We start from the raw sequence: 16,345 nt of genomic DNA, 5'->3' as shown, positions 1-16,345 counted from the left end.
CTTGCCAGATAGTCTCACCTGCAACTATTCTAAAGCCGACGGCTTCGGCCGCGTCAACTCAAAAATCGGAGCGCGATCTTGGCGAAGCCATCTACCGCGGCGTCCGGGCGGCAGGCGAAGCCGGTCGAGGATGACCGAAATGCGGCAGTGCCGCAGGACGACGAGCGGCTCGACCTGTTCAAGTTCGCGCCATTCCGGCTCAACCGTCTGGCCGCCGAGGTCAGCGCGGCGCTCGCCGTCGAGTATCGGGAGCGCTACGGGCTCGACATTCCGGAATGGCGCGTGCTGGCGACGCTCGGCTTCCGCCGCGAGGCCTGCAGCGCGCAATATGTCGCAGCGTGCACCCGCACGCACAAATCGACTATCAGCCGGGCCGTGACGTCGTTGCTGGAGCGGCGGCTGATCGAGCGCGTCGAGAACGCCGAGGACCGCCGCGAGTTCCGTCTGCGCCTGACACGTAAGGGCAAGACGCTGTACGAGGAGCTGATCCCGCGTTTGCAGCAGCGCGAGCGCGAAATCATGGCATGCCTCTCCGCCGACGAGCGCAAGACGTTCGACCGCCTGATCGGCAAGATCGAGGCGAGCCTCGATCTGATCCAGACCAGCGAGGAGGCCGACGCGAAGCAGGCCTATTGAGCCGAGCTTCGTCGGGTGGGCAAAGCGCCGAAGGCGACCCGTGCCCACCATCCTTCGTCAAACGACAGCGATGGGCACGGGCGCGCGCGAGACTGCCGTCGACGACGAGCAAGGCGCCGCGCGCCTTTGCCCGCCCTACTTGTTAGTCGCCGACGATCGCCGCGGCTCCTCGACTTCGACCACGTCGGCACCCTCCCCCCGCCAGCGCAAGATCTCCATCGCCAGCACCGGGTGATTGAAGCCCTTGAGATGCAGGTCGTCGATCGGCCTGGCATCGACCGACTGTTCGACGACGCCGAACACCCGGCGCGACACGATCACTTGGCCTGCCTTGGCCTCGTCGCACAGCCGCGAGGCGAGATTGGTGACGCTGCCGATCGCGGCGTATTCGAGCCGGTGCTCGAAGCCGACCTGGCCGAGCGTCGCATATCCCAGTGCGATGCCGACGCCGAACCCCAGGCTGTGGCCGCGATTTTTCCAGCGCTCCGTCAATTGGCCGATCTCGTCGCGCATTTCGAGCGCCATCTTCACCGCGCGCGTCGTGTGGTCCTCGAACGGGATCGGCGCATTGAACAGGATCATCACGCCGTCGCCGGCATAGCGATCGAGCGTGCCCTCATATTTGAAGATGAGCTTGCCGAGCGCGGCGTGATATTCGCGCAGCACGTTCATCGCCTCTTCGGGCTCGGTCGTCTCGGTAAACGCTGTGAAGCCGCGCAGATCGCAGAACACCACCGTGACCTCGCGGCGGTGGCTTTCCAGCAGCGCATCATGGCCGTCCGACGACGCGATGATCTGCGCCACCTGCGGCGCCAGGAAGCGCTCCAGCCGCCTGATCCGCTCGATCTCCGCCAGTTGCTTCTCGACGCGCTCCTCGAGCGACTTGTTCCATTCGCGCAGCTGCTCGGTCTGCTCGGTGAGCTTTTCGGCCTGCTGCTGCACCGTCGCGTGGGTCAGCGCGAGCTCGCGGCCCTTCTGATCGACCTCGGTGAACAGTCGTGCGTTGCGCATCGCCAGCACGGCCTGGTTGGCGAACGTTCGCATCAGTCCGATCAGGTTCGGCGGGAACGTACCGGCCGACCGGCGGAGCACCACGAGCGCGCCGAGCACGCCCTGCTGATCGACCAGCGGCGTGAACAGCACGGCGTGAAAGCCGGCGGCAACCGCGACGTCGCGCAGCGGGTGATCGGGCGCGTTTTCCAGCTCGGCGATCGCGATCGGCTCGCCGCTGCGCACGGAGTCGGAGAGCAGGCTCGTCCGCTCGTCCAGCACATTGTGCGGGCCGTCCCGGTCGACGCCCTTGGCCTCCACCAGCCTGAAGCGGCGTTCGGCGGCCTCATAGGAATAGATCAGCACGGCGTCGGTCTTGGTGATCTCCAGTGCCCGGGCCGCCACCGTCGGCAGCACCGCATTGAGATCGAGCGAGGAGGCCACCGCGCGGCCAACCTCCTCGAGCACCTTCAGCTCATTGATCGACTGGGCCAGATCCCGCGTGCGTTCCTCGACCTTGGCTTCCAGCACGGCATAGGACTGCGCGAGCTGGCCGGCCATGCTGTTGAACTGATCGGCGAGCTCCTCCAGTTCGTCATGCGTCCTCACCTCGATGCGCTGGGCGAAATCGCCGGCGCCGAGCTTGCGCGCGCCGGCGCGCAACGCGGTGATCGGGACGAGCATGCGTCGCGCCAGCACCGAGCCCGCGAGGATCGCAACCGCAAGGCCGAGCGCGATCAACAGCGCACCGCGCAACAGCTGATCGCGGATCGGCGCCAGCGCGTGAGCCGTGGACTGCTCGAAGAACACGGCCCAGCCGAGCTTGGGCAGCGTCGCGGCCGCCGAGAGCACCGCGTGCCCCTCGCCGTCGGTGCCGGAGGCCAGCGGCTCGCCATCCGGCGTGAGCACCGCCGCGACCTGCGGCAGCTTGGAGAGGTCCTGACCGACCGCCGGTCCCCTCGCCGAGCTCGCCAACACCTGGCCCCGCGGATCGACCACGTAGGCGGTGCCGACCTTGCCGATCTGCGCCTCGGTCATGAAGTCTTCGAGAAAGTCGAGGTCGATGTCGGCCACAGTCACCCCGGCATTGAAGCCGGAATGCGCGACCGAGATCGACATCATCGGCTGCGCGCCCTTGAAGGTCACGGCGGAGAAATTGCTTCCGTGTGTGACGGTGTCGGTGAAGCGCAGATCGCGTGACAAGTCGTTGCCCGAGGCAAACGAGATCGAGGTGCGCGACACGCGGAGCTGTTCCCGGCCCTGGCCGTCGAGCTGATACAGCTGCCGCACAGCCGGCGCCTGACTCAGCAGTTGTACATAGTCGGCGCGGCGGAGCTCCAGCGTATTGGCGCTCGCCCGCGTCACCCAGCTGATCTGTCGCTGCAGATCCGAGAGCGCCTGATCGATCCGCCGGGCGCTGGCGTCGGCCTTTTCGGCCATGGCGGCGGTCAGGCTCGCCTTGGTGGACTGATAGCTGATCCAGGTTTCGGTCGCGCCATTCACGGCCAGGACGAACACGACGAGCCCGACCAGCGACACGACGTATTTGGCGAACAGGCCCTGCCGCAACGACCAGCCTCTGTTCTCGACCTCGTTCATCCGGACCCCTCACGCGCATCATCGCCGAGGTCAGCCTCGGACAAGCGCGTCCGCTGCCGTCCTCGCGGCAGCAACACTTTGGAGGCGGGACCGCTCGGGTGCGAGACGCTCCGTCGCCGGCACCCGTTTAGCACAGAATGGCGTGCACAGCGGCGCCCATGCCGGCGCCCCGCGCCAACTCGTTATTGCTCGGCTGGCCCTGAATCGCATGCACCGATCGAGGAGATCCTCCGCGAGCTCGGTCGATCGCGGCTATATATTACCTATTGAAGATGCGCTTCAGAACGTCGTTCATCGGCTGGCTGTCCTGCACACCGTCCTGCAAGGGCTCGGCGGGAGCTGCCTCTGCCGCGCCCTGGCCGGCGGCGCCCGGAGGCCGAGAAACAGCGCCGTCCTGGGGCGCAACCAGCGTACGGCCGCGGCTCTTGGCTGGCGGCTGCGCGGCCTGCAGTCCTTGCTGAATCAGATTGCCGATCGCCGATCCGAGATCGCCGCCGAGCAGGTCGGATTGGCCGGCCGCCGGGGCCTGCGCATTCGGGGCTGCCGTTGACGGCGCGCCGTTCGGACCAGCAGCACCGGTGGGCGCAGAATTTCCGATGAGGCCGCCGATGCCGTTGATCAAATTGTTCAGCCCGACCCCGTCCTTGCCGAACAGGCCCTGGCCCATCTGCTTGAGCCTGGCGTAGGCAGCATCCGGATTGTCGAGGATGCCGGCCATGTCGGGGTAGAAGCGCGGCTGACTCCAGGGGCCGTCGATGACGACGGGAATCCCGAGGCCTATCGGCTCCGAGGTGCGGCCCTGCCCCTCGGTCGTCATCACGAGCTTCGGCTCGACCCGCATCGCCAGCGCCCGATTCCCCAGATCGATCGTCCCCGTACCGGTGACCTTGACCAGCGGTCCGACCAGGTTGAGGTCACTGGTGGCGGCCTGCCCGCGCTCGACCTGAAACGAGGCCGAGAGCTGCGTGAGATCGGTCGTCAGTTCCTTGGAATCCTGCCATCCGGACAGCGGATTGGACGTCAATGAGCGGATCATCTGCGCAACGTTGATGCCGCGGATCGCGCCGTCCTGGAACAGCAGGAACGCCGAGCCGCTCAGGTTGCTCATGAGAGCCTGCTGGCTGGCGCCGGTGGAGCGCAAGGCCAGCTTGCCCTGCATCCGCGCATCCAGCTTGTCGAATCCGGCGACGCGCGAGAGCAGCGGCAGCGCCCGGATGCCGACGAGATCACAGTGCATCGCATAGGCCGGATTGCCCGTGGAGGCGTCGATCACGACCTCGCCACTGGCCTGCCCCTCATAGGCGCCGAGATTGGCGACGGTCGCCTTCAGCAGGCCGCCGGCCAGCGAGGCTTCGAGATCGAGCGGACCGAGGCGAGCCCCGGAGAGAACGACATCCGTCGCCGACAGCTTCACGCGCGCATCGACGTAGTTCAGACCGCGCAAGTCGATTGCCGCCGTGCTCCATCCCGACGCGCCGGCAGAGCCCTGCGCGGCAGGCGCTCCCAAGTCGAGCCGGCGAACGTCGAGATCGACCTTCACCAGCGGCTTGCTCGCCAGATCGACCGAGGCCCAGCCGTTGAAATCGCCGTCGCCAAGCGTGCCGCTGAGGCCGTTGATCATCACCACCGGGCCATTCAGCCGAACGTCGGCGCGGCCGGCAAGGCTTCCGCGAAATGCAGAAGCCATTTCGATCTTGAAATCGACCGGCAGCGTCTGGCGCTCAATAGGCAGCGCGGGCGCGGCCGCCGTGAGGTCGAAGGTCACCGGGCGGTCGCCGGCCCGGGCCGCGCCCGTGATCTTGACCTTGCCATCGGACAGAGACGCCGTCGCACCGATGCCCTCGAGCCGATTCTCGACGCGGTCGCGCGGGTTGGAGAGGACGACGGCGCCGTCCCTGACGGTGACCCGTTCGATCCGGACCGCAAGCGCCGCTTCCGGCTTCGCCGAGGCACGGCTGCGGGGCGCATTGTCCCGCAGCCGTTCGCGCAGCAACGGCAGATAAAGTGTGGGCTTGTCGATGATGATCTCGCCGATGTCGGGCCGGCCGGACCACAGGCTCGACAGCGCCACGTCGGCCTGCAGCTTGCCGATCGTCAGCCGATTGTTGCCGTCACGCTCCTTCGGATCCTGCAGGGTGATGTCCGTCAGGGTCGCATGCAGCGACGGCCACAGGCTGACGCTCGCCGAGCCGGCGATGCTCAGGCGATAGCCGGTGTCACGCTCGACGCGGTCCTGGATGGCCACCGTGAGGAAGCTCGCCGGAAGTCCAAAAGCCAGCGCCAGAGCCAGCACGACGATGACGGCGCCAATCAAACCGCCTGCGATCTTCAATGCCTTCATGTCGATGTCCCAAGCGCGAGGCGCGAGCGGTCTCCACGGGTTAGCGTGCGGCAATGCCGACCCGGTTCAATCCGAAATTTTCTCGGAACGAAGACCGCTCCCAGCGCGACCAAAATAGTCGGAAGCCCGTGCGTCATTATGTGACTTATGACACACTTCCGCCCGGGGGGTTTCTGTAACTGAGGCTTTGAACCGTTGCCGAAGGTATAGTGATGAGCAAGCAGGCCGAATTTGCGGTCATTCTGAAGATGAACCCGATGTTCGCCGACCTCGGCGCGGACGAGCTGCAGCGAATCTCGAGCCTCTGCCACACCCAGCATCTGTCGTCGGGCGAGGTGCTGTTCCAGAAGGGCGACCCCGGCAATGCCCTGTTTGGGGTGCGGCGCGGCCAGATTCGCATCGAGACCGGTGCCACCGACGGCAGCCGGCTGACGCTCAACTTCATGGGGCCCGGCGATCTGTTCGGCGAGGTCGCCGTGCTCGACGGGCAGGAGCGCACGGCCGACGCCACCGCCGGTGAAGCGACCGAGCTGTTCGTGCTTCGCCGCGAGGATTTCCTCAGCTTCCTGGAACGCGAGCCCAAGGTGGCGATCAGGATCATTCAGCTGCTGTGCCAGCGCATCCGCTGGCAGAGCGAGCGAATGGAGGAATCGGTGCTGCAGCCGCTGCCGGTCCGGCTGGCACGCCGGCTGTGCGCCTTGGCGGAGGATTTCGGCTCCGAGGTTCATATCTCGCAGGAACAGCTTGGCGTCTTCGTCGGCGCGGCGCGTGAAAGCGTGAACCGCCAGTTGCAGGCCTGGCGCAAGGACAAGATCCTGGATCTGCAACGCGGCCGCATCCTTCTGCATGACCTGACCAAGCTGAACACGATCGCACGCAACGACTAATTGGCCGAGCGCGCAGCTTCGCTCACCGCAAATTTGTCGATTGCGGGTCCGGTCCATGGCGGGAACCGCCCGCCATGCATCGTTTCGTATCAGCATCGGCCAAACATGATCGCAATTGGGCCACCACGCCTCACAATTTGCGACATGAACTCTTTTTAACAATTCTAACAGGGTTCAATCCGGCAGCGGAGAGTTCCATTTGCTCGCGCGCGGCGGCGCGCGGGGTGGAGCTTTGCGCGCCAGGCAAGCGTGGTTGGAAGTGACGTCATGAGTCTTGCGTTGCCGGCAATCGCCATCGAGGCCAGTGGTTCTGTTGGCCGTTGGCGCAGAGCTCTCGCGGTCTGGATCGACGCCGTGGAGGACGGCTGGGCCGTTCCGGCCTTGATCGTCGGGTTCGTCGCGGTCTGGATGGTGTATTTCTCGATCGCCTATCTCGGGGGCGATCTCCACCAGGACGTGATCGAGACCTGGTCGCTTGGACGCAGCTTCGACTGGGGTTCGACCAAGCATCCGCCGCTGATGGGCTGGGCGGCGTGGGCCTGGACCACCGTGTTTCCGCTGACCAACTGGTCGTTCAACCTGCTGGCGCTGACCAACGCAGCCGTCGGCCTCTTCGCCGTCGACCTCATCACGCGGCGTTTCGCGCGCGGTGACAAGCGGCTGGTCGTGCTGCTGTTGCTCATGCTGCTGCCGGTCTATCAACTGCATGCGCAGCGCTTCAACGCCAACGCCGTGCTGCTGTCGAGCTGGCCGCTGGCGACCTGGTGTTTCCTGCGCTCGTTCGAGACACGTCACGTCGGCTGGGCCATCGCGGTCGGCCTGACCGGGGCGCTCGCGATGCTCGGCAAGTATTACTCGGTCTTCCTGATCGCGAGCTTTGCGGTCGCAGCGTTGTGCCACGGCGAGCGTCGGGCCTATTTCACCTCGCCCGCGCCGTGGATCGCGGCGCTGTCCGGCCTGGTCGCGCTCGCACCTCACATCTATTGGCTGGCCACGACCGGCGCCCAGCCGTTCTCGCATGCAATCGAGCATCACGTCGGCAAGACCGCTGCGGCCGCCCTGGTCGAGGGCGGCGGCTTCCTGTTGGCGATGGCCGGCATCGCCGGTATCCCCGGCCTCATATGGCTCGCCATGACGCGGCCTCGCCCCACCCGCGTGCTGAACGATGCGCTCAGCCTCGACTCCGGACTCCGGCTGCTGGCGATGATCAGCATCGGGACCGTGCTGTTCCCCGCACTGGTCTCGATCGTGTTCGGCACCGACATGCCGCCGCTGTGGGGCCTGCAGGGCGTCTTCCTGTTCGTCATCGTGATCGTGTGTGGCGCGAGCTATCACGCCCCCCGCGACATCACTATCAATCTCGCCGTGGCGACGATCGCGATCGCCGCATTCGCGGCCACCGTCGTGGCGCCCCTCCATGCAGTGTACCGGAACTACGTTCCGTTGAACGAGGGCCGCAACTTCTACGAGCCGGCCGTGACCGAGCTGGACCGCCTGTGGCAGACGGCATCGAACGGCGCCCTTGTCTCCGTCGGCGGCGATGACGGCCTCGCCTTTGCCGCAGCGTTCTACAGTCCCGACCATCCGCACTATGAAATGGCGCTGGTGCACCCGCATGAGCTGCAACCTCCGTCCGAAGCGCTGACTGCGCAGGGCTGGGCGGCGCTGTGCTACGACACCGACATCTCCTGCATCTCCGGCATGCAAGCCGCGGCGGCGCAGGCGCGGCGTTCGGTGCGGGCCGATTTCACGCTCCGGACCAAGCTGTTCGGCCTGGAAGGCGCCAGCCAGGGCTTCGTTGCCCTGATCGTGCCGCCTGAGACCGCCGCGCCAGTCGACGGCGCCCCGAGCGGGGGTCTCGATCTCAGCGCGCGCCGCCGCATGCCCTCGACCGCGAACTGAAACAGCTCGTTCCGGCACGTCATCTCATTCCGCTGCCGGCGACATCGCCGACGGCGGCTTTGGCTGATGCGCCGCCTCCGGCCCATGGCCGGACTGCGCCTCGTCGGCGGCATCGCCGGAAGAGACGATCAGCTTGCGGCCAAGGCGGGCGAACAACGCGCCGACATCGTCCATCACCAGGAACATCGCCGGCACGAACAACAGCGACAGCACGGTCGAGAATACCAGCCCGCCGATCACCGCCAGCGCCATCGGCGAGCGGAATTCGCCGCCGGCACCGACCGCGAGCGCGCTCGGCATCATGCCGGCGACCATCGCGATCGTGGTCATCACGATCGGACGGGCCCGCTTCATGCCGGCATCGATGATCGCCTCGTCACGCCTGACGCCGGCATGGATCGCCTCGACCGCGAACTCGACCAGCATGATCGCGTTCTTGGTGACGATGCCCATGAGCATCATCATGCCGATATAGACGGGGATGGTGAGCTGCTTGCCCGTCAGCATCAGCGCGGCGATCGCACCGCCGATCGACAACGGCAGCGAGAACAGGATCGTGATCGGCTGCAGGAAGGTGCCGAACAGCAGCACCAGCACGGCGTAGACGATCATCAAGCCCGCCGTGATCGCCGTGATGAAGCCCGACGCCAGCTCGTTCAAGCTTTCGGCATCATCGGACGGGATCAGCTTGACGCTGGCCGGCATGCTCTTTCTGACCGGCAGCTCGTCGATCTGCTTGGTTGCGTCGCCGAGCGCCGCAAGTCCGACGAGGTCGGCGGCGACGGTGGCCTGCCGCCCGCGATCGTAGCGACTGATGCTGGTCGGGCCCTGGTCGAGCTTGATGTCGGCGACGACGGCCAGCGGCACGCCGCCTTTTTCGCCGTACTGCCCGAGCGGCACCCGCAACTGTTCGAGGATCTTCACGTCGCTGCGCGCCGCGTCCTCGAGTTGTACCCGGATCGGGACCAGCCGGCCGCCGGCGTCATACTTCGCCAGCGCAGGTCCAACATCTCCGATCGTGGCGACGCGGATCGTCTGCGACAGGCTTTCGGTCGACACGCCCAGACGTGCCGCCAGATCCGCGCGCGGCTGCACCCGCAACTCCGGCCGGTCGAGCGAAGTGTCCGACACCACGTTGGAGATGATCGGAATCCGCTTCATCTGCGAGGCGAGCTCGCTCGCAACGTTGTCGACCAGCTTGGGATCCGAGCCCGTCAGCACCAGCTTGATCGGGCGCAGACCATTTTCGTCGGTGAACCAGAAACGGATGTCCGGAATGGTTTCGAGATCCTTGGTGATCTCGAGCTCGAGCTCTTTCTGGGTGATCTTGCGCTCGGTCTTCGGCGTGTAGTTGACGATCATTCCGGCGCGACGAACCTCCATCGCGCCCTGAAGCCGGCCGCCGTCGACGAACACGCTGCGGACCTCGGGCCGCTTGCGCAGGCGCGCGACGATGTCCTCGGTGACCTTCTCGGTGTAGGCGAGCTGCGCGCCTGGCGGCAGCTCGATCGCGAGCAGCGATCGCGCCGCGTCCTGCGCCGGCAAGAACCCTTGCGACAGCAGCGTCGTGCTCCAGATCGAGGCAGCGAAGATCCCGATGCCGAGCAGCACCGTGACGAAGTAGTGCTTTACCGACCAGGTCACGATGCGCTGATAGGCACGCAGGATGAACCCCGGCGGCGGATCGTCGTGCTTGTGGTCCTTGAGGAAGTAGGCCGCCAGCATCGGCGTGACGAAGCGCGCCGCCAGCAGCGAGAAGAACACCTGCACCGAGACGGTGATGCCGAACTGCTTGAAGAACTGTCCGGCGATGCCGGACATGAAGCTCGCCGGCGCAAAGATCGCGATGATGGTGAGGCTGATCGCGATGACCGCGAGCCCGATCTCGTCGGCGGCATCGAGCGCCGCGCGATAGGGCGACTTCCCCATCCGCATGTGGCGCACGATGTTCTCGATCTCAACGATGGCGTCGTCGACGAGAATACCGGTCGACAACGTGATCGCCAGGAACGACACCATGTTCAGCGAGAAGCCGAGAATATCCATCGCCCAGAAGGCCGGAAAGATCGACAGCGGCAGCGAGATCGCCGCGATCACCGTGGCCCTGAAGTCGCGCAGGAACAAGAGCACGATGATGACGGCCAGGATCGCGCCCTCGAACAGGGTCGAGATCGCCGCTTCGTAATTGCCCTTGGTGAAATCGACCGACGTATCGATCAGCTTCAGCTCGACATCGGGATGGGCGGCTCTGACCTGGTCGATGCGCTTCTGGACCGCGGCGGCGACGACCACATCGCTCGCGCCCTTGGCGCGCTTGATGCCGAGCGCGACCACCGGCTCGCCGTTGAAGCGCGCAAAGGTGCGCCGATCGGCAATCGTGTCGGTGACCGTCCCGAGATCGGCGAGCCGGACCTCGCCGCCGCCGAACAAGGGAATCATCGTGTTGGACAGCTCGTTCAGCGTCTTGGCGCCGGCAAGCGTGCGGATCGCCTGGTCGTTCTTGCCGATCTCGGCGCGGCCGCCGGCGACGTCCACATTGGTGCCGCGCAGACTCTGGCTGACATTGACGGCGGTGAGACCCATGGCCTGCAGCCGGTCAGGATCGAGCGAGACCAGAATCTCGCGCTCGACGCCGCCGATGCGCTCGACCTGGCTGACGCCGCGCACGCCCTGCAGCTCGCGCTTGACGACGTCGTCGACGAAGAACGACAGCTGCTCCGGGGTCTTGCCCGGTGAGATCGCCGCATAGGTGACGATCGGCAGGCCGATCTTGTCGACGCGCGAGATCAGCGGCTCGGTGACGTTCTGCGGCAGGTCGGAACGAACCCGGGTGACGGCGTCCTTGACGTCGTTGATGGCGCGATCGGTGTTGGTCTCGAGCGCGAACGTAATCGTCGTCACCGACAGGCCGTCGGTGATCAGCGACTGGATGTGGCGCGCGCCCTCGACGCCGGAGACGCCGTCCTCGATGATCTTGGTGACCTGGGATTCAAGCTCCGACGGCGCCGCGCCGAACTGCGCCACCGCGACCGAGATCACCGGAATGTCGGCGTTCGGCAGCCGGGTGACCGCGAGCTTGGTGAAGCTCATCCAGCCCAGGATCAGCAGGATGATGGAGAAGAGGATCGACGGCAGCGGGTTCCTGATCGACCATGCCGAAATGTTCAGTGCCATCAGCGTACCCGCGTGCGATCGATGTCTTCGGCAAACATGGTCTTGATCTGGTCGCCATCGTGCAGCGAGCTGCCGGCGTCGGCCACCACGATTTCACCCTCCGTCAATCCGTCGAGGATTTCAGTCGACGTATCCGACACCAGGCCGACCCGCACCCGGCGGGTCTCGATCGTGTTGCCCTTCACGACCTGGATGGTGAGATGATCGATCGCCGTATTGGGCACGGCGACGCCGCAGCTCCGCCGGGCATCGATATTGGCGCGCGCGAACATGCCGGGCTTGAGCGACGGATTGCTGGTCAGCGCGATACGCACATGGCCCAGCTGGGTGGTCCGGTCGACCTGCGGCGCCACCACGCGCAGGCGGCCGACAATGTCGGGTAGGTTGTCGCGAGTGATGCGCACCGGCGCGCCCGTGCCGAGCTTCAGGAGATGAACGCTCGGAACTTCGGCGTCGAGCTCCAGCTCGTTGTTCACGGCGATGCGGAACATCGGACCGGCCTGCGGCGAGGCCGGCGCACCGGCGATCGTGCGGACCTCGGTGACGAGTCCTGCGGCCGGCGCGCGCAGCGACACCGGCCGGTTCGCGGCCGCCGCCGGCGCTCCCGGCTGCGGCGGTGACGGCGTCAGGTGCGCCAGCTCCTGGTTCTCGGTAACGGTGTCGCCCTCCTTGACCAGAACGTCGATGACCCGCGAGCCTTCCTGGTCGGCGCCGACCACCGCCTCGCGGCGGGCCACGACGAAGCCGGTGACGCGCACGAGATCTGAGAAGCAGGCCTTCACCGCCTTGGTCACCAGCACCTGGGCCTGCATTGGCGGCTCCTCGGCGGTGTGATGGGGACGATGCTCATACCAGTAATAGCCGGCGAACAGGGTCACGAAGACGACCGCACTGGCCGCGGACTTGAGGGATTTTGGCAGCTTCATCGGCAGGGGGATCCGGTCGGCGCGAGATGCGGGTTATGGATGCTGCGAATTTGGCACGGCGCGCTCCGACAAGGCGATGCGCCCCGCAATCCTGCGGGACGCATCCGGCCACCTCGATCTCCGGCCACGCGACCTCCGACGGCGCTTGATGGACGCGGCGCTACTTGGCCGCCGCCGTCTTGCTCTGCATGTTGACGACCTGAACGCGGCGATTCACCTCGGCGAGCGGCTGGCTCGGATCCTTCAGCTTGCTCTTGCCATAGCCCACCGTCACCAGGTCGGCGCCGGCGATGCCGAACTTCTCGACCAGATAGCGCTTGATCGAATCGGCGCGGCGCTCGGAGAGATCCTGATTGTAGGCCTCGCCACCGGCGGCATCGGTATGACCGGCGACGACGAAGGTCGACCCTTTCAGCTCGGCGTTGGTCAGCGCCCGGCCGAGCGCCTGCACCGACTGCAGCGACTTCTGGCTGATGTTGGCGGAGTTGTAGTCGAAGGTGATCTCGAGGTCGATGTTCGGCTTGGTCTTGGCGACCGCCGCGATCTCCTCGCGCTCGGCAGTGGACAGCGACCGCGTCGAGCGGCCGCGAATGCTCTGCAGGAACTTATCCTGCTCCGGCGCGACCGCGGGTGTGGCCTCCGACGGCGGCGACATCGACAGTCCCCGCGTCAGCGGCTTCTTCTGCCCGGCCAGGGCGCGGACGATCTGATCCTCACTGACATCATCGGCCGCGAAAGCCGGCATCGTGCCGAACAAAGCGGCCGCGCTCAGGACCGTCGCGGCCAGGAGAGCCGTCAGGCCGGCGGTCATGGTCGAATTCGTTTTCGGTGCGGTCATTGCCAATCCCTCCTCACGCGAACTGATCGTCCCGGTCTCCGCCGCGCCCGGCGCGACACCCGGCTGTTCGCTGTTATGTCGGTCCGGCCTGCCGCATGGTTCGAGCCGGCCGGCCGACGCGCGCAACAAATCAGCGCACGCCGTAGGCTTCGAACTCGCGGACGATGTTGGGGTCCATCGCCTTGGCGTTGGCGATGTCGAGCGCGCCCTCCTGCGCGGCGCCGTTACGCTGCTTGGCGAGACCGCGGCCATACAATGATGACGTCAGGCGCGGATTGATCTTCAGCGCCGCATCGAAATCGGCGATGGCGTTCTTGACCGCGCCGCTCTTGAGGTTGACCAGCCCGCGGCTATCGAGCGCGTCCACGAAATTCGGCCGCAGCCGCAGCGCCTCGTTGCAGTCGCGCAGCGCAGGTTGCAGCTCGCCGACGACGGTGCGCGCCCAGCAGCGGTTGTTGAGCGCCTCGACGTCCTTTGGATTGATTCGGATGGTGTCGTCGAAATCGCGGATCGCTTGCGCGTAGGCGCCCTTGCTCGCATACACTTGGCCGCGTCGGTACAGCGCGCCGGCATCCTCCGGATTGGCCGCGATCTTGGCGCTCAGGCTCTTGATCGTCGGATCGTCGGCGAACGGATCCTGCGCGGGCGCTGCTGGGGCCGCGGGCGCAGCAGGCGCGGCGGGCGCCACGTTCGCGATCACAGGAGATGGCGCGGGCGCCGGCGGCGCCGGAGCAACCGGCGCTGGCGGCGGAGTGTCCACCTTCTGCACCGGCGTCGGCTGCGGCGCGGGCGGAGCCGGCGGCAGCGGTGACGGCACCGGCGGCGCCACCACGACCTGCGTCGGGGTCGGCGCAGGTACAGGTGCAGGCGCCGGCGCCGCATTGCTCTCGGCCGGCGGCGGCCTGACGCCATTGCCCGGCACGAAGGAGAAGTCCTCCGCCAACGACGACGAGATCCACGGCACCTGCTCGCTGCGCGAGGCGCGGGTGACGCCGACGCGGGTGCGGTTCAGCGTCTCCTCGGCGGTGAGGTCGGGAACGCGGATCTCCTTCAGGAGCTCCTGCACGAACAGGCTGCGATCGCGCCCGCCATCCGTCACGACAGCGGACAGCGCCGCCGAGTACATCACCAAAGTACCGCTCGGTGCGATGACCGGCGCGAGGCCGGCCGAGGCGGTGCGGAACCTGCGCTCATAGGGATTGCGCCGGGAAGCATCGAGCAGCGCGATCTTCACGCCGGCGCCGCGGCTGTTGATCTCCTGCAGCACCTGCTCGAGGCCGATGCCGTCGCGCCGCACGTCGGCCTCCTGCCAGATCTGCGCATCGACCGGGATCATGTAGCTCTGCCGGCTCGACTGGATGCCGTAGCCGGAGAAGAACAGCAGCGCCACCGAGCCCGGCTTGATCTTGCCATAGAGCCGATCGAGGCCGCGGCGCATCGCGTCGCCGCCGGCATTTTCCAGCGTCTCGACGCTGAAACCGTCGCGCTTCAACTCGTCGGTGAGATCGCGGGCATCGTTGACCGGCTCCTTGAGCGGCGCCTCAGCATCCGGATATTTCGCATTGCCGATCACCAGGGCGAAGCGGTCGCCGGCCGCATGCGCGGGCCAGGAGACCACGGCCGAGAACGCGACGGAGAACATCAGGCCGAGCGGCAACAGCAGGCGGAAAGTCATCACGATGGCGGTCCAGCGGTCAGCAATCAGGCGCCGTCCAGCTTGCGCCGCGGCGACCATATCCCACGCGTCAGGCATTATCAAATCGCCGTGACGGCACGTCAACCGCTTGCAGAGGTTGACGAATCGTCTGAGGCGGCGACCGCCCGCAGGAGCCTCTTGCGAGCTGCGGGCCATGACACGAGCGGACCATGCAACGATCCCAATGGCTTGAAATGTGAGATGCCTCACGCTGTGTCGCAGCAGCGCAGCGTCCGGTTCGACGAGCACCGCGATTGACCTCGATGCGATTGACCTCGATCCGTGCCGATGGCTCGATGGTGGCCGCGCCCAACCAACGAGAAGGCCATCATGGGGAACGCCGCCGAGATCTACGCGCTGCGCTACGCGACGATGTCGCCGCGCACGCCGCACATGAACTTCCTGCAGCCCGATCCGCACGACAGCGCGGCGCAGGACCTCGACTATTTCGTGTGGCTGATCCGCCGTGACGGGCGTGACATCCTGGTCGATACCGGCTTCAACGCCGGGGAGGCCGAGATCCGCCACCGCACCCTGACGCGCGATCCGATCGACGCGCTCGCTTCCTTCGGCGTCGCGGCGGCCGACATCCGCGACATCATCGTGACCCATCTGCACTACGATCACGCCGGCAATCTCGACCGCTTCCCGAACGCGCGCTTTCACCTGCAGGAGCGCGAGATGGCCTATGCCACCGGCCGCTGCATGTGCAACGGCATGCTGCGCTACCCGTTCACGGTCGAGCATGTCACCACGATGGTGCGCCACGTCTATGGCGAGCGCGTCACCTTCCACAACGGCGACGGCGAGGTCGCGCCGGGCGTCACCGTGCACCGGGTCGGCGGCCATTCCGACGGGCTGCAGGTAGTGCGCGTCGACACCGCGCGCGGCCCGGTCGTGCTCGCCTCCGACGCTGCGCACTACTACGCCAATCTGCAGCGCCGCAGCCCGTTTCCGATCGTGCTCAATATCGGCGACATGATCCAGGGCTGGGAGATCATCGAGCGCCTCGCCGGGCATCCGGATCGATTCATTCCGGGCCACGATCCGCTGGTGACCGAACTCTATCCGCGCGTGAGCGAGGCGGCCGATGCCTACGCACTGCATGTGGCGCCGTCGCGGTCGTTTGCGAGATAGCGGCGCGGCAGGACCAAGTGACGTGACAGGAATGAGCATCGTTTCCGCCATCCCGAGGCGGTGCTGATTTTCTCCGCCGTCATCGCCCGGCTCGATGTTTAACCCGGAGCGGGTGATGACACCTGAATCGACGAAGCGCCGCGCGAACATGACACTTCGGTCTCGCGGCGCGTTTCGCGTCCGAGCTTTACTCATCGAGACACCCTCTTCTGAACAGAG

Annotated in this window: 10 protein-coding genes; 4 read left to right on the top strand and 6 right to left on the bottom strand. The window is 66.4% G+C overall.

Features of this window, described 5'->3' with window-relative positions:
• Positions 1-78 precede the first annotated feature (78 nt).
• Positions 79-636 carry a MarR family transcriptional regulator gene (locus QW863_RS11345; protein ID WP_315717005.1) on the top strand — a complete coding sequence of 186 codons (558 nt, stop codon included), beginning with the start codon at positions 79-81 and terminating at the stop codon, positions 634-636.
• A gap of 135 nt (positions 637-771) precedes the next feature.
• Here the strand turns inward: QW863_RS11345 and QW863_RS11340 are convergent, their stop codons facing one another.
• On the bottom strand, positions 772-3,225 hold the full coding sequence (locus QW863_RS11340) for an adenylate/guanylate cyclase domain-containing protein (RefSeq protein ID WP_315717004.1): 2,454 nt from the start codon (positions 3,223-3,225) through the stop codon (positions 772-774).
• 259 nt (positions 3,226-3,484) lie between these two features.
• On the bottom strand, positions 3,485-5,566 hold the full coding sequence (locus QW863_RS11335; protein WP_315717003.1) for an AsmA family protein: 2,082 nt from the start codon (positions 5,564-5,566) through the stop codon (positions 3,485-3,487).
• 212 nt (positions 5,567-5,778) lie between these two features.
• Here QW863_RS11335 and QW863_RS11330 point away from each other — a divergent pair, with 212 nt between their 5' ends.
• Entirely contained in the window at positions 5,779-6,453 is a 675-nt protein-coding gene (locus tag QW863_RS11330; protein ID WP_315717001.1) for a Crp/Fnr family transcriptional regulator, read from the top strand.
• Positions 6,454-6,720: 267 nt separating this feature from the next.
• Positions 6,721-8,355, top strand: a complete 1,635-nt coding sequence (locus QW863_RS11325; protein WP_315717000.1) for a glycosyltransferase family 39 protein — start codon at positions 6,721-6,723, stop codon at positions 8,353-8,355.
• A 24-nt stretch (positions 8,356-8,379) separates the two neighbouring features.
• Here the strand turns inward: QW863_RS11325 and QW863_RS11320 are convergent, their stop codons facing one another.
• The 4 genes from QW863_RS11320 to QW863_RS11305 all read right to left on the bottom strand — a co-directional run bounded on the left by QW863_RS11320 (position 8,380) and on the right by QW863_RS11305 (position 14,968).
• The gene (locus tag QW863_RS11320) at positions 8,380-11,529 is read right to left on the bottom strand and encodes an efflux RND transporter permease subunit (protein WP_315716999.1); all 3,150 of its coding nucleotides are present in this window, start codon (positions 11,527-11,529) and stop codon (positions 8,380-8,382) included.
• Positions 11,529-12,455, bottom strand: coding sequence for an efflux RND transporter periplasmic adaptor subunit (locus tag QW863_RS11315; protein ID WP_315716998.1), 927 nt, complete (start codon positions 12,453-12,455; stop codon positions 11,529-11,531). Before QW863_RS11315 ends, QW863_RS11320 begins: the two co-directional genes overlap by 1 nt.
• A 160-nt stretch (positions 12,456-12,615) precedes the next feature.
• The gene (locus tag QW863_RS11310) at positions 12,616-13,293 is read right to left on the bottom strand and encodes an OmpA family protein (protein ID WP_315716997.1); all 678 of its coding nucleotides are present in this window, start codon (positions 13,291-13,293) and stop codon (positions 12,616-12,618) included.
• 130 nt (positions 13,294-13,423) lie between these two features.
• Positions 13,424-14,968, bottom strand: a complete 1,545-nt coding sequence (locus QW863_RS11305) for a caspase family protein (protein WP_315717166.1) — start codon at positions 14,966-14,968, stop codon at positions 13,424-13,426.
• A 351-nt stretch (positions 14,969-15,319) separates the two neighbouring features.
• On the opposite strand from QW863_RS11305, the gene QW863_RS11300 reads away from it, so the two are divergent.
• Complete coding sequence (locus tag QW863_RS11300) at positions 15,320-16,126, top strand: N-acyl homoserine lactonase family protein (RefSeq protein WP_315716996.1); 807 nt, start codon at positions 15,320-15,322, stop codon at positions 16,124-16,126.
• The last annotated feature ends 219 nt before the right edge of the window (positions 16,127-16,345 follow it).

It is taken from the genome of Bradyrhizobium sp. SZCCHNR1017 (genome assembly GCF_032381375.1).
Lineage (GTDB): Bacteria > Pseudomonadota > Alphaproteobacteria > Rhizobiales > Xanthobacteraceae > Bradyrhizobium.
The sequence above is the reverse complement of the archived record's forward strand: the minus strand, read 5'-3'. Positions and strand labels throughout refer to the sequence as shown.